Source organism: Planotetraspora sp. GP83 (assembly GCF_041262585.1).
Classification (GTDB): domain Bacteria; phylum Actinomycetota; class Actinomycetes; order Streptosporangiales; family Streptosporangiaceae; genus JAOEGB01.
The window spans coordinates 60,855-81,016 of sequence record NZ_JBGCBZ010000017.1 but is presented as its reverse complement, the minus strand read 5'-3'; the positions used below and the strand labels follow the sequence as shown (position 1 = coordinate 81,016).

Sequence of the window (20,162 nt, the reverse complement as noted above, 5' to 3'; positions counted from 1 at the left end):
CCAAGCTCGGAATCGACAGGGGCTTCCTCCGCGACTTCGGCAGTTCGGCTACGCCTGACGAGCAGGCGGCGGCCAGTTGAACGACCCGCCGCGCCAGGCCTCATCGGGTCGTGAGCTCTTCAGCGACCCGGCGCCAGGCGTCCAGGGCTGTGTCTATCTCCCATGGGCCGATGTCGCGGTGGGTCACCATACGGACCTGGCCGGCGACCGTGCTCACCAGGACGCCGCAGGCCGCCATCGCCGAGACCCACGCCGAAACCGGGCGGCCCGTGGACGTCACGTCGGCGAAAAGGATGTTGGTCTGCACGTCCGCCGGATCCAGGGAGCCCGGCAGGATGTCGGCGACGCCCTCGGCCAGCCTGCGGGCGTTCGCATGGTCGTCGGCCAGCCGCCGCGGGCCCTCCTCCAGCGCGATCAGCCCGGCCGCCGCCATGATCCCCGCCTGCCGCCAGGCCCCGCCGAACACGACCCTGAGGCGGCGGGCCTCGCGGATGAACTCGGCGTCGCCGGCCAGCAGCGAGCCGATCGGCGCGCCCAGCCCTTTGGACAGGCACACCATCAGCGCGTCGACCTCCGCCGCGTACTCGCTCACCTTCGCGCCGGTCACCGTACACGCGTTGAAGAGGCGGGCACCGTCCAGGTAGAGCGGCACGCCGCGGTCGGCGCACACCGCGTGGATGGCGCGGACGTCCGCGACCGGCATCGCCGCGCCGCCGCCGACCTGGTGCGTGTTCTCGATGGTGACCAGATCGACCCTGGTCACGTCGTACGGGTCTGGTTCGAGCGCGGCGGCCACCTGCGCCGCGGTCAGCAGGCCCCGCGAGGCCGCCCGGACGCGGCGGAACGCGATCCCCGACAGCACGGCGGACGATGACGCCTCCACGCCGCAGGTGTGCGCGGACTCCTCCGACACCACCAGATGGCCGGAGCGTGCGAACACGTGCATCGCGACCTGGTTGCACATCGTTCCGGTCGGCAGGTAAAGGGCCGCCTCACGCCCGGTGAGCTCGGCGAGCCGTTCCTGAAGGCGGTTCACTGTGGGATCGTCGCCGAACCAGTCGTCACCGACCTCCGCGTCGGCCATCGCCCGGCGCATGGCCGGCGTCGGCTTGGTCACCGTGTCCGAACGAAGATCGACGTAGGGGCCGTCCGAGACTGATCTCATAGAAACCCATTCTTCATCCAATGGCGTCGATCTCCTATGCCGCCGGGGCCGGCTGCCGGCTCAGGGGCCCGCAGCCTTGGATGGCCGTTGTGCGATCCGGCGGCTGCGGCGTCACAGACGAGGTACGAGGCCCTCGGGACGCCAGACGACGCCGCGGCGCTCATGGGCCAGCAGTCGCTCCACGGCGTGTGCGATGCGCGGCCGAGTTCGCGTTCCAGCAGGTGGAGCGCGAGGTCAAGACCGGAGGTGACACCGGCGCCGGTCACAAGGTCGCCGTCGACCACCCGGGCGTCTACCGCGACGGCGCCGGTGGCCTCCAGGACGTCCATGCCCATGTGGTGGGTCGGCGCGGTCCGCCCGTGAGAGTCGAAGGTCCCACCGCGCGAGGACTTCGGTTCCCCAAGGCCGAGCCGTACGGCACTGCTTCGCTGTCATGGAAAGGAGTTTGCTTGAGCCAAGCGAAGCGACAGCGAAAGGGGCCTGACATGGCGATCATCGAGGGACGCGACCACCAGGGCGAGCACGCGGCCCCGGCTCCCGCACTTCCCACCGAACTCCACACCACGAAGCCCGTGAACTACGTCTGGGCAACCGCCCGGATCGCGATCGGGTGGGTCTTCCTCTGGGCCTTCGCCGACAAGTTATTCGGCCTCGGCTTCGCCACCCCCGGGAAGCGTGCCTGGATCAACGGCGGCAGCCCCACCACGGGATTCCTGAAGGGCACGGCCGACCACACGTTCGGCGGATTCTTCTCGGGCCTGGCGGGACAGGGCTGGGCTGACTGGCTGTTCATGATCGGACTCGCCGGCATCGGCGCGGCCCTGATCCTCGGCGCGGGAGTCCGCATCGCGGCCGTCACCGGCGGGGCGCTGCTCGTGCTCATGTGGGCCGCCGAGCTGCCGCTGGCCAACAACCCCTTCGTGGACGAGCACCTGATCTACGCGATCGTGCTGGCCGGCCTGGCTCTCGCCAACGCCGGAGACACCGTCGGCATCGGCCGGTGGTGGGGAAACACCGACCTGGTCAGGCGCTACCCGATCCTCAAGTAGCTCGATTCCCCTCAACGCCCGCAATCCCTCTCCCCTTAATCCCCCATCAACCAGCCCGGCTCCCCGCGGCGCCCGCTCTCACCGAGAGGGGGCGCCGCCGCCTGAGCGGGCAGTGGCCGTACGGCCCGCCGACACTTGTCCCGGCGTAGAAGCTCAAGGAAGACACGATGATCAGATCGCGGAAACGGTGGCAGGATCTCTCCGAGCGGCAGAAGGCGGTGATCCTGACCGTCGCCTCCATCGAGCTCTCGCTCACCGCGACGGCCGCCGCGGACCTGTTCACCAGGCCGGCCAGTGGGATCCGAGGGTCCAAGGCGCTGTGGTGGCCGCTCCTGCTGGTCCAGCCGTTCGGCCCGATCGCCTACCTGACACTCGGCCACAGACGAACCCCCTGAGGGGGACCGACGAAGGTCCCGCCGCCACGGGGAAGAACGTCTCTGGCGCCGGGGCCGCCGGAGAACGATTGTGTGTATGACGCCGAACTGATGTCCGGCCGCGTCGCGCGGCCGGTGAACCCCCCGAGGAGACGTCATGGCGACGAGATCGGCGCTCGTGCTGGTCGCGGTGCTCGGCCTGGCCGCGTCCGGCGCCGCCGTACCGGAAAACAGGCCCGCGCCGGTGTGGCATGCGGTGTCCGCGAGCGGGACGGTGCACTCCGGCGTGCCCGCGACCGCGAGCCGGATCGCGGAGCCGGGTTCGGCCGGCGCGCGAACCGCCGATGCCGCCGCACCGGCCCGTACGCTGAAGCCGGGGGACAAGGGCGCGGACGTGCTGGCTCTGCAGCGCAGGCTCACCGAGCTGGGGTATTGGCTCAGCACGCCGAGCGGCACCTTCGGGCCGCTCACCACCCAGGCGGTTTACGCGCTGCAGAAGGCGGCGGGCCTGCCCAGGGACGCGGTCGTCGGGCTGCGGACCCGCCGCGCCCTTGAGCTGGGCGTCCGGCCGGGGGCCCGCACGGACAGCGGGAAGGTCGTCGAGGTCGACCTCGCCAGGCAGCTTCTGCTGCTGGTCCGCGACGGCGACGTGGTGCAGATCTTCAACACCTCGACCGGCAGCGGACAGCTTTACACCAGCCGCGGCACGGTACGGCGGGCGGTGACTCCGGCCGGCCGCTACCACTTCTACCGCAAGGTCGACGGGTGGGACTCGGGGCCGCTGGGCGCGCTCTACCGGCCGGTCTACTTCAATGGGGGAATCGCGGTCCACGGCTACGGCTCGGTGCCGCCCTACCCCGCTTCCCACGGCTGCGTGCGCGTCAGCCTGGCCGCGATGGACTGGCTCTGGAAGACCTCGTGGCTCCCCATCGGGCGGACCGTACTGGTGCGGTGACGGCCCCGTGCCGGCGTCGGCCCGGGGGGGTCGGCCGTGCCGAGTGGGGCCGGGCGTGGATCATTGTCGGGCCGGGGGGCCTGCCGTATGGTTCGGCTACACGCCGCCGATCGCCAGGGAGAAATCTTGCCCGACCTCGTGGCCCCCCAGCTCGTCGTCAACAGCCGGATGATCTACTTCGGGTGGGTGCCGGCCGATCCCGAAGCCGTCGCTGCCCTGGTGCCCGATGGCCTCCAGCCGATGGCCAACCGGCAGGTCTTCATGAACCAGTACGTCGTCGACCGGCCCGAGCAGACCTCGGGCTTCGGCGCGTACTCGCTGACCTACATAGGCCCGGACCTGGAAGACGCCTATGCCCCCGACGGCGTCACCCCCGGCCGCTGGTGGACGCACTACTTCAACTCGAGCGCCGTGGTGCGGGAGTACGCGAAGGCGCGTGGCGTTCCCGCCACCGTCGGCCGCACGACGATCGAGGTCACGGGCAAGACCCTGGTCGCGACCACCGAGTCCGGCGGGGTGCCGGTGATCCGCACGACCGCGCGGGTCGGTCACACGGGTACGGCGGTCAACCGCGGCCAGCTCCGCTACATCACAGAGGTCGGCGGGCACAAGGTCAGCGGGAACTACCCGTTCGTGGCGGAGCCGGTCGATCCGTTCGAGGTGGTGTCGCTGGAGTTCCTGGAGCCGAGCCACTCCGTCTACGCGCTTCGCCCCGCCGACCCGCTGCAGATCACGTGGGGCTTCTACTCGCCCCGGTCGTCCTTCGCCTATCCCGGCGGAGAGTCCGTGATGGACTGACGCGGGCCGTACCGGTGCGGGTTACGCCGAGGGCGGCCTGCCGTATCAGCAGAGGGCTGCGAGGTGCGCGAGGCCGGCCAGGGCCGGGTGGCCGGGCCCGACCCGCGTTTCGAGGATCTGGTGCGCTTCGGCCGCCAGCGCCGACGCGCGCCCGGTTTCCCCGCGCTCGGCGGCGAGGACGGCCAGGTTGTTCAGCGTCAGCGCCACCTCCGGGTGGTCCGGCCCGAACGCACGGCGCTTGCCGTCCAGTGCGCGCAGGTAGAGCGACTCCGCCTCGCCGTACGAGCCCTGGCCCGCGAGTACGGCGGCGAGGTTGTGCAAGTTGACGAGGACGTCGTGGTGCTCCGGGCCGTACCGCTCGCTGAAGAAGCCGACGGCCCTCCTCAGCAGCGGCTCCGCCTCGGCTAACGCGCCACGCGCCTGCATTAGGACGCCGAGGTGGGCTTCGTCGGCCACGACAGCCGGATGATCAGGGGGAAACGCCACGCGGTGCAGCGCGAGCGAGCGCCGAGCGTACTCCTCGCCCTCCTCCAGGTCGCCCCGGCTGTGGGCCAGGCCGGCGAGGTTGTGCCAGAGACCGGCGAGCGCGGGGTGGCCGGGGCCGTGCGCCTCTTCCAGTACGGCAAGGGCACGCGTGTAGCAGGCGTGAGCCTCGTCGAGGCGGCCGGCGAACTTGTAGAGAACGCCCAGGTCGTTGTGGAGCGGCGCCAGCTCCACGGCGTCGTATTGAGGCGTCGCCTCGGCCAGTGCCGTCAGATAGAGCTGTTCGGCCTCGGGGTACCGGCCCTGACGGCGCAGACTCCCCGCCAACCCGAGGTCGGCCTGGATGCGCAGCCGCAGCAGAACCCCGCTCTTGGCCGGCAGCGCTCCCATCACTGCGACGGCACGCCGATGGCAGGCCTCGGCCGCCCGGTGCTCGCCGAGCTCGTCCTCGGCGCCGCCCAGCAGGGTCAGCACGTTCGCGACGTCGGGGTGGCCGGGGCCGGCGTGCTCCTCGAAGAGCTCGAGGGCCCGCCGGCACAGGCGCACGGTGTCCGGGTAGCGCTGGTCGTCCCACGCGGCCAGAGCCCGCCCGTGCAGGGCGACCGCCTCGTCGAGAGGGTCCGATGCCGTGATCACTGTTCCTCCTCTCGCGCCACCCGTGCCGTGGATCAGCCGACCCGGGTCAGGGCCTCGCTGTGGTTGGTGGCCAGGCCCGGCGTGCCGGTCTGCGTCCGGATGGTGGTGATCGCCTCGCTGTGGTTCTGGGTGAGGCCGGGGGTGTCCGGCTGGGTGCGGACGATAACCGGGGCGATGATCGAGTCGTTCATCGGGTGTCTCCTTCTTCGTGCTCTCGGGCTGGGCTCGTTGAGCGTCTCTCGCGACGCTTGGACAGTGCTTGGCGGCGACTTGTGCGCAGACGCCCCTTGGTTCCTCCACTGGGGGGAACCACAAGTGCTCTCGTAGTGGCCGCCAAGTGGTCGCGTTCACCGTTTGCACGTGCCTGACGGACGACGAAGCGGCTGGGATACGACCATGCGTGAGAGCGGCGGTGCGGCGGTGGGCGGAGCCCGCGCCGGAGGAGTGCCCGTGGTCCTGCTCGGCCGGGGCCACCTCGGCAGTGCGATGATCGGGCGGTTGGCCGGCGTGAGGCGGTCGTTCGCCGAGCTGTGGCGGGCGTTTCCCCCGGCTGTACGGTTTCTCCTGCTCGGCGACCTGATCAGCGCGGCGGGCATCGGGCTGACCCAGCCCTATCTCGTCATACTGCTGCACTCGGTGAAGGGCGTGCCGCTGGTGGCCGCCACGGCGATGACCTCACTTCTGGCGCTGGCCGGCTTCCCGGGCAACTGGCTCAGTGGCACGATCGCGGACCGGGTGGGCGGGCACCGTGCCATGACGGCGGGCCTGGGCGTCACGGTCTGCGGGCTGGCGCTGCTCGCCGCCGGTGACGGTGTGGTGTTGCTCGGAGTGGCTGTGGTGTCGGTCGGATTCGGCTGGTCGGTGACCCTGCCGGCCTACTCGACGCTCATCGCCGGGCTGGTCCGGCCGGTGGATCACGCGCGTGCGTTCACCGTTCAGTACGCCCTGTTCAACGCGGGGATGGGGGCGGGTGCGGCGGCCGGAGCGCTGGTCACGCATCACGCGGTGGGGGGAGACCTCCCGCTGCTGTGGTGGGTCGCCGGGGTGACCTGCGCCGCCGCCGTCGTCTTCGTCCGGATCTCACGCGCCAAGGCGACCGTCCCTCCCCAGACCCCGGTCGCCTCGGACGATCTCCTGGCCGCGTCCCAGAGCGAGTCCGGTGCTCCTGCGGCCGTAATCGACGCGACTTCGGCCGCTCCGGACGCGTCTCCCCAGGCGGCCCTCGGTGGTTACCGGCGGGTCCTCGCGGATCGGGCGCTGCTGCGGGTGCTGCTCGCCGCGGCGTTGACCTCCGCGGCCGGTTACGGCGTCTACGAGTCCGGGCTGCCGGTGCTCGCGGTGATCTCGGGGGATCCGGCCGCTATGTCCTGGGCGAGCGTGGCAAACTGTGTGACCATCGTCGCGGGCCTGCCCCTGACGCTGGGCCTGACCAAGCGGCTACGGCCGCCGGGACTGCTGACGGTGACCGCCCTCGTATGGTCGGCCGCCTGGCTGCTGTGCGCCGCGGAGTCGCAGAGCCACCTGTTCGGCGCGTCGGTGACGTTGCCCCTCGCGGCGGGACTCGTGGGCATCGGGGAGTTGTTCATGGCGGGTGCCCTCCCAGCGACGGTGAACGAACTGGCTCCCGAGGCGCTGCGCGGTCGCTACAACGCCACCCTGACCATGGCCATCACCTCCGGCATGTGGGCCGGCCCCCTCCTGGCGGCGGGGGCCACCGCGCTCGGCCAGGTCTCGTCGCTCTTCCTCATGGCGGTGGCCCTCTTGGCCGTCGTGGTCGTACTCGTACGCCGGCCACGCCCTTCGTGGTGAACCTCGTCCCAATCGCCGGCTGGGCCAGGCCGGCACGTCCATCATGGACGCGCCGGCCCGCCGCGTCAGGATGATCAGTCCTTGTCGTAGTACCAATCGGTGCAGAAGCTGGCGGCGTTGAAGCGGACGCAGGCGCGCATCCAGTTGTGCAAGTTGCTCAGGTCGTTGGAGAACTTGGAGTTGAACGGGCCGCACTGCGTCCAGTGCACGCCGCCGTCGTAGGAGCGGTCGACCCACGACTGGTCGCCGGACTTGTAGCCGCTCCGGAACGCGGAGAAGGAGTGGTCGCTCAGCCGCTGGTTGACCAGCGCGAAGGTCACCGTACGGCCTCCCTGGGTGACGGTGCGCGTCTTCACGTCGTGGTCCGCGATGCCGTTGCCGGGCCAGCTTCCGCAGTTGGTGTCCGCCACGGCGGCGGACGAGCCCACGGCGACGAGCAGAGGAACGGCCAGCACGGCGCCGGCGAGAACGGCGGCGGTCTTCCGGGAGATTGACATGTGTTGCCTTCCTGCGAAGGGGCGGACGATCATCGGTGAGTCTGCCGCACAACGGACCGGGCATGGCGCCAATTAGCGGCGATCTGCAATGGATGGGATGATTCCATCCCCTTTCACCTGGCCCTTTTTCGTCGCGCTGGGACGGCCGTCAGGCGGTGGGAAGCCAGAGCGGCGCCCTGCCGGCGGGTGCGGGCAGGTCGTCGGTCGCGGCCGAGCCGCAGCCGCCATGCGTCAGCTCCCGGGTTACTTGTCCCACGGGAGGCGGCCGCCGGTGAACTGGGTGGTGAAGTCGTCGGCGAGTTCGGTGATGGTCTGTCTGCCTTCCAGCCGGGACAGCCACCGCTGGGCAGCCCGGCTTCGCCGTACTGGACGCCGAGGAGGTTGCCGAGAGTGTCCTGTACGGCCTCCGGCAGCGGCCTGCCCTGGACGAGGAAGAACACGAGCCCGGCGAACGCGCCCCCGCCGCGAGGTAACCGGTGGGATGCCCGTGGGTGATCTGGGCGCACCTGGCGGCGAGGTCGAAGGCGTCGCGCGCGTCGCGGGCGGCGAGGCCGAAGGGCGCCGACCGCATCACGGTGCCGCAGCCCTTGGAGCCTGGATTGACCGGTCCCGGCGTTCCGGGAGCGGCGAGCGGACCGAGGTCGGCGCGCAGTCCGGACAGGCGCGCGTTGCCAGGCGCGCGGCGGGAATAGAGCCACGCCTGCTCGCGAAGCCGGCCGGTCCGGACGAAGCTGTCGGAGGGCGGCGGGGAGTGGTATCGCTCATCGGTGATCTCCTCTCGCGCGGCTGGACCGACCGTAGCGACAGAAGGACATTCCGCATCGCTTCCTGGCGACCGAGGCTGTCGTCGTGAATCCGTGGCCCTCCCCACGTTTGATCTCAAGTGCGCGTGATCGTCAACCTCCGCCATGGGTGAGTCGTCTTCTTGTCTGTCCTTCTCACCCGTTGATCAGAGGAGCGCTGTGCGCTTTCGTTCTTTGTTATCCGCCCTAGTCGTGGCCGCCGGCCTGCTCACCGCCCCCTTCGCGGTCCAGACGGCCGAGGCGGCCCTCACCACCCCCTCTTCCTCTCAGTCTTCATCGGCGAGCTGCTACAGGCAGGTCGGTGACCACTGGGAATGCGTGACCCCTGGAGCTTTCTGCCCGGCCGCGGCTCACGGCAAGTACGGGTACTCCGAGGACGGCGACACCTACCAGTGCGTTCAGGACGGCTCGTACTGGCGGTGGAAGCCCGCCGGTTCTTCGACCGGCCCGGCCCCCAGCCCGACTCCGAGCCCGACTCCGAGCGCGACCCCGAGCCCCACGCCGACCCCCACGCCGAGTGGGAAGCCCACCAAGGCGAAGTGCTCCCGGGCCTACCTGCCCCTTCCGGACCCGAAGTGCCAGCCCGGGGTGCGCAACCCCGCCGTCACGCAGGCGACGATCGCGACGACCATCTGCAAGTCCGGCTGGAGCAAGATAGTTCAGCCCTCGAAGTTCTACCTTGACGCGCTGAAGGCCAAGCAGATCTCCCAGTACGCATACAAGGACACGAAGCCGTCGCACTACGTGGAGGACCACCTCATCCCGCTGTCCCTGGGCGGCGCGTCGAAGAGCGTCAAGAACCTGTGGCCCGAGCCGGTGTTCAAGGTGGGTGGGAAGAGCGCGTCCGACAAGAATCGCGTGGAGCTGACCCTGTGGAAGGCCGTCTGCGCCGGTGACGTACAGCTCGCGCCCGCGCAGAGGGCGATCGCGAAGGACTGGCGCACCGCGCTGAAGAAGCTCGGCCTGTAGCCCGAGAGCCGGCTCGGCGGATGGCGCCGCTGAGCCGGCCTGGGCGCGCCTACGGAACCCGGCGTGATCATGCATGGATTCCCGGAAAGGGGCGTAACCGGCGACGATCCTCCCCGTGATCATGCGCACTTTCCCCGGAACGGCGTCCCGCCTGCGCCGGGCCTCATCGTGATCATGCAGTCTTCAGGTGGAACCTCCCTCCGGCGGGCGGCTGAGCACCGGCCTCCGATGGGATGCCGGCCCGTGGGCGGTGGGGCTTCGCCGGGTTCGCGAACACCCCTTGTCGGCACAATTTCGCGGTCGATGGACAATGAGCAGGTGAGCAGGCATGTCCGCTCCGTGATCAGAGTCGAGGGGATCGTGCAGGGGGTCGGTTTCCGCCCCTTCGTGTACGGCCTGGCCACCCGGCTCGGTCTCGACGGGCTGGTCGGCAACGACGAGAGCGGCGTCTTCATCGAAGTCGAGGGCACGCCGGCCCGGGTCGAGGAGTTCCTGACCGTCCTGCGGGGCAGCCCGCCGCCCCTCGCGGTGATCGAGCGGATCACCGCCGGCCTGATGCCCGCCACGGGGGAGCTGGGATTCGTCATCGCGCGGAGCGCGACGGGCGGCGACCGGCGCGCGCTGGTCTCTCCGGATGTGGCGACCTGCGCCGACTGCCTGCGCGAAATGGACGACCCGGAGGATCGGCGGTACGGCTACGCCTTCACCAACTGCACCAATTGCGGGCCCCGGTTCACCATCGTCCGGGACGTGCCGTACGACAGACCGAACACCACGATGGCGGCCTTCGCCATGTGCGCGGACTGCGCCCGGGAATATCACGACCCCGCCGACCGGCGCTTCCACGCGCAGCCGGTGTGCTGCCCCGTCTGTGGGCCGCGGCTGCGGCTGCTCGACCGGAACGGCCGGGAGACGACGGGCGACCCCCTCGCCTACGCCGTGGAGATGCTGCTGGGTGGGCGCGTGCTGGCGATCAAGGGGCTCGGCGGATATCACCTGGCGGCGGTCGCCGTGTGCGAGCCCGCCGTGGCGGCGTTGCGGTTCCGGAAGCATCGCGAGGACAAGCCCTTCGCGATCATGGTCCCCGATCTGGCCGAGGCGCGGCGGCTGTGTCACGTGGACAAGGCCGAGGAGCGCCTGCTCACCGATCGAGCCCGTCCCATCGTGCTGCTGCGGCGGCGTCCCGAGACCGACGTGGCGCCGTCGGCCGCGCCGGGCAACCGCTGGCTCGGCCTGATGCTGCCCTACACGCCGCTGCACCACCTCCTGCTGCGCGGGCTGGGCCTGCCTGCCGTACTGACCAGCGGAAACGTCTCGGACGAGCCGATCGCGTACATCGACGGCGACGCCGTGACGCGGCTGGGCGGCATCTCCGACGCCTTCCTCACCCACGACAGGCCGATCCACATGCGTACGGACGACTCGGTCGTACGGGTCTTCCGTGGCCAGGACCTGCCGGTCCGGCGGTCCCGCGGCTACGTGCCGCATCCGCTCCCGCTGGCCTGGGACTTCCCCCGGCCCGTCCTCGCCTGCGGCGCCGAGCTCAAGCACACCTTCTGCGTCGCCAAGGGCAGGCACGCGTTCGTCTCCCACCACATCGGAGACCTGGAGAACTACGAGACCCTGCGGTCCTTCACGGAGGGGGTCGCCCACTTCCGGCGGCTGTTCCAGGTCACGCCGGAGGTCGTCGCCCACGACCTGCACCCGGAGTACCTGTCCACCAAGTACGCCCTGGCCCACGAGGGAGCCGACCTGGTGGGCGTGCAGCACCATCACGCCCACATCGCCTCGTGCCTGGCCGACAACGGCGTCGCCGGGCCGGTGATCGGTGTGGCGTTCGATGGGCTCGGATACGGTCTGGACGGGACGCTGTGGGGCGGTGAGTTCCTCATCGCCGACCTGGCCGGATTCGATCGGGTGGGCCACCTGGCCACTGTGCCGATGCCCGGGGGAGTGGCGGCGATCAAGCAGCCGTGGCGGATGGCCGCGGCCTATCTCGACGTCGTCTACGGAGGCGACATCCCCGGGGATCTGGCAGTGGTACGGCGCAACGCCGCGCGGTGGGAGGCCGTGGTGGCGCTCGCCCGCCGCCGGGTCAGTGCTCCGCTGACGTCGAGCATGGGCCGTCTGTTCGACGCCGTCGCGACGATCGTCGGCGACCGCGACACGATCAACTACGAGGGTCAAGCCGCGATCGAGCTGGAGCAGCGGGCCGACCCGCAGGAAACCGGCACGTACGGCTGCCGCCTCGCGGTCGAGACGTCATCGACAGCCCCCGGCACGCCGCGCGGCTCCGCCGGCGTGCCGGACCGGGTGCGTTCCGGTGTGCCGGCTCTACCGCCCGGCTCCGCGTCTTCCGAGGTGCCCGGCCCACGGCGAGACTCTGCGCGTTTCAGCGTGCCGGAGTCCGCGCCGTTCGCTGGGGCGGGGTCCGCGCTCTTCACCGTGCCGGGCGCGGAGCTCGTCCGGGCGGTCGCCGACGATCTGCGCGCGGGCACGGACGCGGCAGTGGTCGCCGCCCGGTTCCACAACTCGGTCGCCCACGTCATCGCCGATGGCTGCGCCCTGCTCCGCGACGCCGGCGGCCTTTCGACGGTGGCGATGTCAGGAGGCGTGTTCCAGAATCATCTGCTGCTGGAGCGGGCCACGGCCCTGCTGGAGGATCGCGGCTTCCACGTGCTGCTCCACAGGCGCGTGCCACCGAACGACGGCGGCATCAGCCTCGGCCAGGCGGCCGTGGCCGGGGCTCTGGACAGGCGGCGCTGACGGGCAGCACTGACGGGCAGCACTGACGGGCAGCACTGACCAGCACTGACCAGCACTGACAGGCGGCGCGGGCCTGCGGCGCTGACCGCCGCAGGCCGCTTCGGCCGTGCGGCACACCCATCGCATGATCGCGTCCCAAAGGGCAGGTCGCGAGCCATGGCGAGGAACCCGTGCACGATCACGCGGGGTGGTCAGCCGCCTTGGTCGCCTGCGGGCAGGGTGGGGCTCTCCTCGTCGATGGGCTCCTGCTTCCCGACTCCGGTGGAGTCGTCCGTGGTGCCGGTCGGGCGTCGCGCCTTTCCGGTCGCACCGGCGGGCTCCCGCCCGGGCTCCTGCTCCTGGTCGGCGATCTCCTCTCCCTGCCTGGACGCGCTCGTGCCCACGTCCTGCGGGGATCTCGCCTCCGTGTCGGTCGCGGAGACGCCGGACCGCTCCTCCTCGGACTCCTCACGTCCGGGGCCCGGCGCGCCGGCCGCCTCGGGTGAGAAGGCCCGGTCGCCCGCCTGGGCGGCCTCCTCGCTGCCGCGTTCGACATCGGGGGAGTAGCCGTGCTGGTCCTCTCCCTCGAACCGGCCTGGCTCTGTCGGGTGGTCTGTCTCCTTCATGGTCGGCACCTCCTTTCAGAGGGCTCAGCAGATCCGGGGCAGTGGATCGCCGACGAGCACGTCGACGATGCGGGTGCCGCCGAACGACGTCTTCAGCAGCACGAGCCCCGGAGGGTCGTCCTTGACGTGGCCGATGAGCGCCGCGCCCTCCCCGAGGGGACGCGCGCGCAGGGCCGCGAGGGCCGCGTCCGCCGCCGGGCCGTCCACCACCGCGATCATGCGTCCCTCGCAGGCGACGTAGAGCGGGTCGATGCCGAGCAGCTCGCACGCGCCTCGCACGCCGGGCCGTACGGGAATGGCGTCCTCGTCGACGACCACGGCGACGTCCGAGGCGCGGGCGACCTCGTTGAGGATCGTCGCGACCCCGCCGCGGGTGGCGTCCCGGAGGCAGCGGACTCCATCGGGGCAGGCGTCGAGCAGCGCCGTGGTGAGGCCGCTCAGCGGGGCGGTGTCCGATGTCAGGTCGGCCTCGATGTCCAGCTCGCCCCGGGCCAGCATGATCGTGACGCCGTGCTCGCCGATCGGCCCGGACACGATGACCGCGTCGCCCGGCCGTGCGCCGGCCACGCTGAGGCTGATCGGCCGGTCCAGCAGTCCCACGCCGGCCGTGTTGACGTAGCAGCCGTCGGCCTTGCCCCGCTGCACCACCTTGGTGTCACCGGTCACGATCTGCACGTCCGCCGCGGCGGCGGCCTCGGCCATCGACGTGGTGATGCGCCTGAGGTCGGCCACCGGGAAGCCCTCTTCGAGCACGAACCCGGCCGACAGGTACAGCGGGCGCGCCCCGCACACCGACAGGTCGTTGACCGTCCCGTTGACCGCGAGGTCCCCGATGTCGCCTCCGGGGAAGAACAGCGGGGAGACCACGTAGGAGTCGGTCGTGAAGGCCAGGCGGGCGGAGCCGATGCCCAGCACGGCGCCGTCCTCCAGAGGCTCCAGCAGCGGGTTGCGGAACGCTTCGAGGAAGACCGCCTCGACCAGGGTCTGCGTGGCCTTGCCCCCGGAGCCGTGGGCCATGGTGATGTGCTCCTCCTTCACCCTGGCCTTGCGGTGGCGCGCCCGGTCGATCCGTTCCAGCACCTGCTCCTCACGGCTCGGCGGGCGCGTGTCGGCGGCGTGCTCACGGATGGCGGCCTCGGCCCATCCGGCGGTCCTCTCGATGCCCGTCCCCTGGGTGTCCGCCGCCATGTCCGTCCTCTTGATGTCCGTCCTCTTGATGTCGGTCACCGTGTCGCCTCCCTCACCCGCTCCCGGGAGAAGCGGCCGAAGTTGTAGTACGCCGCGCAGGCGCCCTCGGAGGAGACCATGCAGGTCCCGATCGGCGTCTCCGGCGTGCAGGCGGTGCCGAACACCTTGCACTCCCACGGCTTGAGCACGCCCTTGAGGACCTCGCCGCACTGGCAGGCCTTGGGGTCGGCCACCCGGCTGCCGGGGATCTCGAAGATCCGCTCGGCGTCGAACGCGGCGTACTTCTCCCGCACCTTCAGCGCGGAGTGGGAGATGAAGCCGAGCCCGCGCCACTCGAAGTACGGCCGAAGCTCCATGACCTCGTTGATCACCTTGAGCGCCTTGAGGTTGCCCGCCCAGGGCACGACGCGGGCGTACTGGTTCTCGACCTCCGACCGCCCCTCGGCCAGTTGCACGAGCAGCATGTAGATCGACTGCAGGATGTCCAGCGGCTCGAACCCCGCCACGACCAGCGGCTTGCCGTAGTCGCGGGCGATGAACTCGTACGGCCGGCAGCCGATGATCGTCGACACGTGGCCGGGGCCGATGAAACCGTCCAGGCGCAGGTCGGGGGAGTCCAGGATCGCCTTGATGGCGGGGATGATCGTCACGTGGTTGCAGAAGATCGAGAAGTTGCCGATCTCCTCGGCCGCCGCGCGCAGCACCGTCATGGCGGTCGACGGGGCCGTGGTCTCGAAGCCGATCGCCATGAACACCACGTGCTTGTCCGGGTTCTGCCGGGCGACCTTCAGGGCGTCCAGCGGCGAGTAGACCATGCGGATCTCCGCGCCCTGGGCCATCGAGTCGAAGAACGATCCCCGCCCGCCCGGCACGCGCATCATGTCCCCGAACGAGGTCATCACGACGCCGGGTTGCTCGGCGATGTGGATGGCGTCGTCGACCCGGCCCATCGGGATCACGCACACCGGGCAGCCGGGGCCGTGGACGAGAGTGATGGTCTCGGGCAGGTAGTCCTCCAGCCCGTGCTTGTAGATCGTGTGAGTGTGGCCGCCACAGACCTCCATGAACTTGTACGCGCGGCCCGGCTCACAGAGGCTCGCGATCTTCGCTGAGAGGGCCCGCGCCTTCTCGGCGTCGCGGTATTCGTCGACGAAGCGCACCGCGGCTCACCCCCGGTCTATCGAAGAGTCACGGAGCGCGGCCAGTTCGTCGTCGTAGGCCTGGCCGATGCCCTCCAGGAAGTCCAGCGCGGCCCTGGCCTCGACCTCGTCGATCTTCGACAGGGCGAAGCCGACGTGGATGAGGATCCAGTCGCCCGGCTGGAGCCGCTCGTTCTCGAGCAGGCCGACGTTGATGGCCCGCCGGACTCCGCTCACATCGACCTTGGCGAGGTCAGTATGGCCCGGCAGGATCTCCACGATCTCGCCGGGGATGCCCAGGCACATGAGACGCCTCCGCGATCTGGATGGATTCGAGGACGAGACGGTCGCCGCCCTCGGTGTCGATGTCGGTGCCGCCGCATTCGTGGCACACCGCGAAGGCGTCGTCGGACGTCGTCGAGTGCCCGCAGGTGCGGCAGGTGACGCGGACGGGCTCGGTCACCAGGTCGAGCTCCGCGCCCTCCGCGACGGTTCCCTCGGAGACCATGGCGAACGCGTGGTCCATCGCGGGCCCGGCGATGCGAAGCAGGACTCCCGCCCGCACCCGCGCCCGCCGTACCCGCCTGCCGTTCGCGCGGCGCTCGACGGCGTCCACGATGGCCTCGGCGATCCCGAACTCGTGCATGACCTTCGTCACCTCGCTGTGCCCGGCGGCGCGGCGCGCTCGCCACGCCCGGCCGGGGCTACGGGAGACCCCCGGAGGACCATTTTCCTGATCTCCAGGTAGCGCTTGATGTCAGGGAACGACTGAATGAGCAGCGCCACCACGCCCAGCGTGGTCATCGCGATGAGTAGGCGTTTCAGCATCGTTCCTCCTCCTTGTTCCTTGCCGAGGGCTTCTTGACGTCGAGCTTCTTGGTGGGCTTTTCGCCGTGGGCGGTGGCCCGGGGCGCCGCCCCTTCCGCGATCAGTTCGAGGACCAGCTCAAGGACCAGCTCAAGGACCAGCTCGGCCGCCCTGCCGACGGCGTCCGCGACCGGCCGGCTCAGCTCCATGCCCGGTGAGGTGTCGTACGGCTCGCAGCCGACGAGCAGCACGCGCCCGGCGCCGTCGCCCCTGTCGGCCCACTCGCCACGGTCGCCCGAGTCGCCCGAGTCGCCCCGGTCCCGCGCGAGAGTGCCGGCGAGCGCGAGGACCGCCTCCGGGGTCATGGCGTGGCCGTCGACGAACGCGCCGAACGCGGCGGAAGCGCCGGCGTCCCCGGGCGACACACCCGCCGGTTCACCCGGTGAGGGCTCCAGGACGTAGAGCGTGCCGGGCACCTTGCCGCGCGGCGCGGCGTCCACCAGGATCGCGGCGTCGTAGCGGCCCGCGGTCAGCTCGTAGGCGAGGTGGATGCCGCGGATCCCGAAGTCGGCCACCTCGACGCCTTCCGGCAGGTCCGCTCCGGCCAGGCGCCGGGCCACCGCCACGCCGAAGCCGTCGTCGCCGAGGAAGACGTTGCCAACACCCGCCACCAGGGTCCTCATGCCGTCTCCTCCCCGTCGCCGTCGCCGATCGGCTCGACCTCGTCCGGCGCGAAGTAGAGGAAGCGCCCATGGGCCCGGTGCAGGTCGGCCGCGGGGTCGTCTTCGAGGGTGACGGCGAGGTGCCGTACCCCGTCGACGTCGAGCAGCACGGCCTCGACCCGGGCGGTACGGCCGGCCAGGAACATGTCGTGGGCGTCGGCGCGCCGTCTCCCGGGGTTCAGCCGGACCCGGCTGCCCCTGGCGATCACCGTTCCGGCGACGATGACGCTGTCGGTCTCCGGCGACACGCCGGTGTCCGCGCCGGGATTCCACCACGGGGTGGGCGCGCCGTCCTGCGCCGGATCGTCCTGCGCCGGGCCGTCCTGCGGCGGGACGCCCTCCAGCTGACCGTTCTCGACCGGCCCCTCGTCCACGGGAGCGCCCACGTAGCGGATCGCGCCGTGGAGCCGTTCGAGCAGCTCGGGCGGCAGGTCGCCGGTCCTCTCCAGAATCTCGGCCACGCGCGGGTCGGTGGCCGCGGCCTCCCGCTTCTCCTCGTCGGTGAGGGTCATCGTGCGCAGGCTGAGCAGCTCGTCGATCTCCGTCGAGTCGAACAGGTCGCCCGGGCTCTCGGGGGCGATGGCCGGGTAGTCGTACAGGATGATCGGCGACGACAGCACGACCTCGCGGTGTCCCGGGTCGCCGACCAGCACGGGCCACGTGTGCTCGTTGTGACAGGCCTCCGCGGCCTCCCTGGCCCACTCCGGCGGGTCGAGCAGCGAGACGAAGGTCCCGCCGGACACCCCGATGAGCAGATGGGCGGCGATCAGCGACCCGCGCAGAGCCTCCGCCCGTGACGCGTCGTCTCCCTCCCACGCGGTGGTGTTCTCCACCCCGACGCGCAGCTTGACCAGGCCGTACGGCCCGGCCAGCCGTTCGGCTCGGGCCAGGAGCGACGCCCGCACCGGCCGGTGCTCGGCGACCACGCGGCCCAGCCGCTCGCCGGCCGGCCCGATGATCGGCTCGACCGACTGGTCGCCCGGAACGCGGACCTCGATCATCCGCTCGGCTCCGATCAGATCCGCCACGGGCAGGACGGCTCCCGCCTCCCGCTCGGTCGCCTCGTCGAAGGTGATGTAGATCCGCTCGCCGGCGGCCAGCTCGGGGACGGGCCGGTGGCCCTCGCCCTCCGCCTGCTCGACGGTCCGGGCCTTGACGTGCAGGAAGCGCAGGCGGACGTCCAGCAGGGCGTCCTCCGCCGGTTCGAGGAGGCATTCGGTGACGCTGGATGACGGCTCGCCGGTCGAGGAGAAGCCTCGCGGGACGAGCACGCCGAACTGCCAGCGCATCCGGTTCTTCGCGGCGGACGCGCGGTAGGGGTAGAGCAGGTAGCCCTCGTAGAGGACGGCGTCGGCGACGCGGCGGGCCGTCTCCATCGGCGCGCTCATCCCCGTGCCCCCCTTATGTCGCGTGCTCCCCTCATGTCGCGTGTCTCCTTGATGTGTGTGTCGCGTGCGTCCCCGAAACGGCCGGCCTCCTCGAACGGGAGCGCCTCGTCGTGCCGGAGCGCCTCCCCGGGTTGGTGCCGGAGCAGCGCGTTCACGGCGTCGTCCCAGGTGGCCAGGGCCCGTTCCGTCTTGAACCGGTGCAGGTCCCGCAGGGTGTCGCGGCTCAGCCGGAGCCAGCCGGAGCCGGGGAAGTATCGGTCCATCAGATCCCGCCACACGGCCACCGGCAGCCGGTAGCGGGTCTCGCAGTCCCAGGGCACCTGCCGTACGGAGAAGCCGGTCTCGGTCCTGGCGAAGACGGTGCCGCTGAAGAGCAGGAGCAGCGGGACCTCTCCGTCGTCCAGCGACGCGAAGTACTTTCCCGCGGCCACTTCCAGGTCGTAGCTGCAGGGCACCGGCAGGTCGATCTCCGTCGTCCCCGCGAAGCCCGGCACCATGGCCGTCACGTGGGCGAACTGCATCGGCTTCAGCGTGTCCCCCCACCGGGACGGCCGGCCGAAGAGATCCGCGAGAAGCGCGGTCTCGCTCTCGCCGTACCGCCTGCGCTGCGGTTCTACGCGGATCTGGCATCGCAGCGCGATGGCGTGGACCCCGGCCGCGGACGGATCGGCGATGCGCAGCCGGAACATCAGCGTCGGAGAGGCCGCGTAGGCCTCCGCCCGCGCGTCCAGGCAGTCGAAGCGGAGCTCAGTCGCCATCGTCCCCTCCCGGTGGTACGACTTCGCCGCGACGGCGCAGGTCGGCGAAGAAGCCGTCGATGGCCTCCCACGCCTCCCGCCCGCCGTCGAAGCCCTTCCAGTGCAGCCGCACCAGGCCGACCAGCCGGTAGCAGGCGTCGATCGGCACGAGATGGCACGCGAAGCCGTCCGGCCGGCGGTCGACCAGCAGCGCCTCGACGTCCGGCTCGGCCCCGGCAAGCGCCGGGTTGGCCTCCAGGACTCCTTCCCATGTCTCCATCGGGAGAAGCGACTCGGTGGCCCCGCCGGGACTGGGATAGAAGGCGACGGTCCGGCCGAGCGCGGAATTGCGGAAGAAGAACGCCGTGCGGACGGGGATCTGCAGCTCGTCCCAGTCGGCCGCCGAGATCCGGAACGACGGCGCGAAGAGGTAGCGCTCCGGCACGGCCCGGTACCGGCCCCCAGCGGCTCCCCTCGGGGCGAACAGCAGGTAGCACCCGCGGCACGTGCACAGCAGGGCTCGGCTCTCGAGGTTCACCACGTGGCCGTGGTGCTCTCCGAGCGGCTCGGCGCACATCTCACACCGCTCCACGGCCTCCTGAGGGCCGGCCTGCGGGGGCTCGCGGAACCGGCGCAGCCCGGTGGTCATGAGACCTCCTCCGGCACGGGCTCCGGCACGGGCTCCGGAACGGGGCACGGCCCGGGCGGCCGCGGCTGGATCTGCAGCAGCGGGCTCGCCGGGCTGGTCGCGCCTTCGGCGGCCACCCCTTCCACCTCGACCCCCGACACTTCCGGCGCGGCCTTCGCGATGGCCCGTTCGATCGCGTGCGTGACGGTGATCTGGGAGGACGGGCAGCCGTCGCAGGTGCCCTCCAGCCGGAGCCGCACGATCCCCGCCGGGTCGACGTCCAGGAGCTCCACCCCGCCTTCGTGCAGGCCCAGGTAGGGGCGCACCTCGTCGAGCGCCGCGCGGACCCGCTCCGCCGTCGTCAGCGGGTGGAGGTCGTGCACCACGAGCAGGCCGGAGACGAGGTCGTCACGGGTCAGCCCGCGCAGCACCTCGGCCGCGCCGGTCTCGGTGACGATCTCGACGACGCGCTCCAGCGCCGCGCCGTACAGCTCGACGAGGACCCGCACGAGCTCCTCCGCTTTCGCGCGGGCCCGCGCGTCGGCCAGCGTGCCGAGCTCGGCGATCAGCGCGTCCACGCGGTCGCCGGCCGCCTGTACGTCGCGAGCTCCCGGCATCGGTCGCGTCTCCCTCCCTCTACATCA

The 20,162-nt window shown here is 71.2% G+C and carries 24 protein-coding genes; 7 read left to right on the top strand and 17 right to left on the bottom strand.

Features of this window, described 5'->3' with window-relative positions; translation table 11 throughout:
* Positions 1 to 100: 100 nt before the first annotated feature.
* The gene (locus ABH927_RS23095) at positions 101 to 1,165 is read right to left on the bottom strand and encodes a low specificity L-threonine aldolase (RefSeq protein ID WP_370024383.1); all 1,065 of its coding nucleotides are present in this window, start codon (positions 1,163 to 1,165) and stop codon (positions 101 to 103) included.
* Positions 1,162 to 1,494 (bottom strand): hypothetical protein, encoded by a 333-nt coding sequence (locus ABH927_RS23090; protein ID WP_370024381.1) that lies wholly within the window; start codon positions 1,492 to 1,494, stop codon positions 1,162 to 1,164. Before ABH927_RS23090 ends, ABH927_RS23095 begins: the two co-directional genes overlap by 4 nt.
* A gap of 156 nt (positions 1,495 to 1,650) precedes the next feature.
* On the opposite strand from ABH927_RS23090, the gene ABH927_RS23085 reads away from it, so the two are divergent.
* The 4 genes from ABH927_RS23085 to ABH927_RS23070 all read left to right on the top strand — a co-directional run bounded on the left by ABH927_RS23085 (position 1,651) and on the right by ABH927_RS23070 (position 4,341).
* Entirely contained in the window at positions 1,651 to 2,214 is a 564-nt protein-coding gene (locus tag ABH927_RS23085) for a hypothetical protein (protein WP_370024379.1), read from the top strand.
* Positions 2,215 to 2,381: 167 nt separating this feature from the next.
* The gene (locus ABH927_RS23080) at positions 2,382 to 2,609 is read left to right on the top strand and encodes a PLDc N-terminal domain-containing protein (protein ID WP_370024378.1); all 228 of its coding nucleotides are present in this window, start codon (positions 2,382 to 2,384) and stop codon (positions 2,607 to 2,609) included.
* A 136-nt stretch (positions 2,610 to 2,745) separates the two neighbouring features.
* Entirely contained in the window at positions 2,746 to 3,543 is a 798-nt protein-coding gene (locus ABH927_RS23075; protein WP_370024376.1) for a L,D-transpeptidase family protein, read from the top strand.
* 126 nt (positions 3,544 to 3,669) lie between these two features.
* On the top strand, positions 3,670 to 4,341 hold the full coding sequence (locus tag ABH927_RS23070; protein WP_370024374.1) for a hypothetical protein: 672 nt from the start codon (positions 3,670 to 3,672) through the stop codon (positions 4,339 to 4,341).
* Positions 4,342 to 4,386: 45 nt separating this feature from the next.
* Here the strand turns inward: ABH927_RS23070 and ABH927_RS23065 are convergent, their stop codons facing one another.
* Positions 4,387 to 5,460 carry a tetratricopeptide repeat protein gene (locus ABH927_RS23065; protein ID WP_370024372.1) on the bottom strand — a complete coding sequence of 358 codons (1,074 nt, stop codon included), beginning with the start codon at positions 5,458 to 5,460 and terminating at the stop codon, positions 4,387 to 4,389.
* A gap of 32 nt (positions 5,461 to 5,492) precedes the next feature.
* Entirely contained in the window at positions 5,493 to 5,651 is a 159-nt protein-coding gene (locus ABH927_RS23060) for a hypothetical protein (protein WP_370024370.1), read from the bottom strand.
* A 205-nt stretch (positions 5,652 to 5,856) separates the two neighbouring features.
* On the opposite strand from ABH927_RS23060, the gene ABH927_RS23055 reads away from it, so the two are divergent.
* Positions 5,857 to 7,269, top strand: a complete 1,413-nt coding sequence (locus ABH927_RS23055; RefSeq protein WP_370024368.1) for an MFS transporter — start codon at positions 5,857 to 5,859, stop codon at positions 7,267 to 7,269.
* A gap of 74 nt (positions 7,270 to 7,343) precedes the next feature.
* On the opposite strand, the gene ABH927_RS23050 is transcribed toward ABH927_RS23055, so the two are convergent.
* Positions 7,344 to 7,766, bottom strand: coding sequence for a hypothetical protein (locus ABH927_RS23050; RefSeq protein WP_370024367.1), 423 nt, complete (start codon positions 7,764 to 7,766; stop codon positions 7,344 to 7,346).
* Positions 7,767 to 7,914: 148 nt separating this feature from the next.
* On the bottom strand, positions 7,915 to 8,676 hold the full coding sequence (locus ABH927_RS23045; RefSeq protein ID WP_370024365.1) for an ADP-ribosylglycohydrolase family protein: 762 nt from the start codon (positions 8,674 to 8,676) through the stop codon (positions 7,915 to 7,917).
* Between the two features lie 211 nt (positions 8,677 to 8,887).
* On the opposite strand from ABH927_RS23045, the gene ABH927_RS23040 reads away from it, so the two are divergent.
* Positions 8,888 to 9,538: a hypothetical protein gene (locus tag ABH927_RS23040; RefSeq protein ID WP_370024363.1), complete on the top strand. Its 651-nt coding sequence runs from the start codon at positions 8,888 to 8,890 to the stop codon at positions 9,536 to 9,538.
* Positions 9,539 to 9,856: 318 nt separating this feature from the next.
* On the top strand, positions 9,857 to 12,304 hold the full coding sequence (hypF, locus tag ABH927_RS23035; RefSeq protein ID WP_370024361.1) for a carbamoyltransferase HypF: 2,448 nt from the start codon (positions 9,857 to 9,859) through the stop codon (positions 12,302 to 12,304).
* Between the two features lie 191 nt (positions 12,305 to 12,495).
* Here the strand turns inward: hypF and ABH927_RS23030 are convergent, their stop codons facing one another.
* Genes ABH927_RS23030 through ABH927_RS22980 form a run of 11 tightly spaced genes read right to left on the bottom strand, consistent with a single transcriptional unit; the run spans position 12,496 to position 20,135 of the window.
* Complete coding sequence (locus ABH927_RS23030; RefSeq protein WP_370024359.1) at positions 12,496 to 12,909, bottom strand: hypothetical protein; 414 nt, start codon at positions 12,907 to 12,909, stop codon at positions 12,496 to 12,498.
* 24 nt (positions 12,910 to 12,933) lie between these two features.
* Positions 12,934 to 14,136, bottom strand: a complete 1,203-nt coding sequence (gene hypE / locus ABH927_RS23025) for a hydrogenase expression/formation protein HypE (RefSeq protein WP_370024357.1) — start codon at positions 14,134 to 14,136, stop codon at positions 12,934 to 12,936.
* Complete coding sequence (gene hypD, locus ABH927_RS23020; protein ID WP_370024355.1) at positions 14,133 to 15,257, bottom strand: hydrogenase formation protein HypD; 1,125 nt, start codon at positions 15,255 to 15,257, stop codon at positions 14,133 to 14,135. The genes hypE and hypD overlap by 4 nt, the downstream gene beginning before the upstream one ends.
* A 6-nt stretch (positions 15,258 to 15,263) precedes the next feature.
* Positions 15,264 to 15,542 carry a HypC/HybG/HupF family hydrogenase formation chaperone gene (locus tag ABH927_RS23015; protein WP_370024354.1) on the bottom strand — a complete coding sequence of 93 codons (279 nt, stop codon included), beginning with the start codon at positions 15,540 to 15,542 and terminating at the stop codon, positions 15,264 to 15,266.
* The gene (locus ABH927_RS23010) at positions 15,490 to 15,882 is read right to left on the bottom strand and encodes a hydrogenase maturation nickel metallochaperone HypA (protein ID WP_370024352.1); all 393 of its coding nucleotides are present in this window, start codon (positions 15,880 to 15,882) and stop codon (positions 15,490 to 15,492) included. Before ABH927_RS23010 ends, ABH927_RS23015 begins: the two co-directional genes overlap by 53 nt.
* Before the next feature lie 8 nt (positions 15,883 to 15,890).
* Entirely contained in the window at positions 15,891 to 16,064 is a 174-nt protein-coding gene (locus tag ABH927_RS23005) for a DUF6893 family small protein (RefSeq protein WP_370024351.1), read from the bottom strand.
* Positions 16,058 to 16,726, bottom strand: a complete 669-nt coding sequence (locus tag ABH927_RS23000) for a hydrogenase maturation protease (protein ID WP_370024350.1) — start codon at positions 16,724 to 16,726, stop codon at positions 16,058 to 16,060. The genes ABH927_RS23005 and ABH927_RS23000 overlap by 7 nt, the downstream gene beginning before the upstream one ends.
* Positions 16,723 to 18,153 carry a hypothetical protein gene (locus ABH927_RS22995; RefSeq protein ID WP_370024348.1) on the bottom strand — a complete coding sequence of 477 codons (1,431 nt, stop codon included), beginning with the start codon at positions 18,151 to 18,153 and terminating at the stop codon, positions 16,723 to 16,725. The genes ABH927_RS23000 and ABH927_RS22995 overlap by 4 nt, the downstream gene beginning before the upstream one ends.
* Entirely contained in the window at positions 18,150 to 18,911 is a 762-nt protein-coding gene (locus ABH927_RS22990; RefSeq protein WP_370024347.1) for a DUF6084 family protein, read from the bottom strand. The genes ABH927_RS22995 and ABH927_RS22990 overlap by 4 nt, the downstream gene beginning before the upstream one ends.
* Entirely contained in the window at positions 18,901 to 19,539 is a 639-nt protein-coding gene (locus ABH927_RS22985; protein ID WP_370024345.1) for a DUF5947 family protein, read from the bottom strand. Before ABH927_RS22985 ends, ABH927_RS22990 begins: the two co-directional genes overlap by 11 nt.
* Complete coding sequence (locus ABH927_RS22980) at positions 19,536 to 20,135, bottom strand: NifU family protein (RefSeq protein ID WP_370024344.1); 600 nt, start codon at positions 20,133 to 20,135, stop codon at positions 19,536 to 19,538. Before ABH927_RS22980 ends, ABH927_RS22985 begins: the two co-directional genes overlap by 4 nt.
* Positions 20,136 to 20,162: the final 27 nt, after the last annotated feature.

What these genes read in the sequence shown, in the direction of transcription:
- ABH927_RS23095 (WP_370024383.1), bottom strand. Translation starts at nt 1,165, where the DNA reads ATGAGATCAGTCTCGGACGGCCCCTACGTCGATCTTCGTTCGGACACG.
- ABH927_RS23090 (WP_370024381.1), bottom strand. Translation starts at nt 1,494, where the DNA reads ATGGACGTCCTGGAGGCCACCGGCGCCGTCGCGGTAGACGCCCGGGTG.
- ABH927_RS23085 (WP_370024379.1), top strand. Translation starts at nt 1,651, where the DNA reads ATGGCGATCATCGAGGGACGCGACCACCAGGGCGAGCACGCGGCCCCG.
- ABH927_RS23080 (WP_370024378.1), top strand. Translation starts at nt 2,382, where the DNA reads ATGATCAGATCGCGGAAACGGTGGCAGGATCTCTCCGAGCGGCAGAAG.
- ABH927_RS23075 (WP_370024376.1), top strand. Translation starts at nt 2,746, where the DNA reads ATGGCGACGAGATCGGCGCTCGTGCTGGTCGCGGTGCTCGGCCTGGCC.
- ABH927_RS23060 (WP_370024370.1), bottom strand. Translation starts at nt 5,651, where the DNA reads ATGAACGACTCGATCATCGCCCCGGTTATCGTCCGCACCCAGCCGGAC.
- ABH927_RS23055 (WP_370024368.1), top strand. Translation starts at nt 5,857, where the DNA reads ATGCGTGAGAGCGGCGGTGCGGCGGTGGGCGGAGCCCGCGCCGGAGGA.
- ABH927_RS23050 (WP_370024367.1), bottom strand. Translation starts at nt 7,766, where the DNA reads ATGTCAATCTCCCGGAAGACCGCCGCCGTTCTCGCCGGCGCCGTGCTG.
- ABH927_RS23045 (WP_370024365.1), bottom strand. Translation starts at nt 8,676, where the DNA reads ATGGCGGAGGTTGACGATCACGCGCACTTGAGATCAAACGTGGGGAGG.
- ABH927_RS23030 (WP_370024359.1), bottom strand. Translation starts at nt 12,909, where the DNA reads ATGAAGGAGACAGACCACCCGACAGAGCCAGGCCGGTTCGAGGGAGAG.
- ABH927_RS23015 (WP_370024354.1), bottom strand. Translation starts at nt 15,542, where the DNA reads ATGTGCCTGGGCATCCCCGGCGAGATCGTGGAGATCCTGCCGGGCCAT.
- ABH927_RS23010 (WP_370024352.1), bottom strand. Translation starts at nt 15,882, where the DNA reads ATGCACGAGTTCGGGATCGCCGAGGCCATCGTGGACGCCGTCGAGCGC.
- ABH927_RS23005 (WP_370024351.1), bottom strand. Translation starts at nt 16,064, where the DNA reads ATGCTGAAACGCCTACTCATCGCGATGACCACGCTGGGCGTGGTGGCG.
- ABH927_RS23000 (WP_370024350.1), bottom strand. Translation starts at nt 16,726, where the DNA reads ATGAGGACCCTGGTGGCGGGTGTTGGCAACGTCTTCCTCGGCGACGAC.
- ABH927_RS22995 (WP_370024348.1), bottom strand. Translation starts at nt 18,153, where the DNA reads ATGAGCGCGCCGATGGAGACGGCCCGCCGCGTCGCCGACGCCGTCCTC.
- ABH927_RS22990 (WP_370024347.1), bottom strand. Translation starts at nt 18,911, where the DNA reads ATGGCGACTGAGCTCCGCTTCGACTGCCTGGACGCGCGGGCGGAGGCC.
- ABH927_RS22985 (WP_370024345.1), bottom strand. Translation starts at nt 19,539, where the DNA reads ATGACCACCGGGCTGCGCCGGTTCCGCGAGCCCCCGCAGGCCGGCCCT.
- ABH927_RS22980 (WP_370024344.1), bottom strand. Translation starts at nt 20,135, where the DNA reads ATGCCGGGAGCTCGCGACGTACAGGCGGCCGGCGACCGCGTGGACGCG.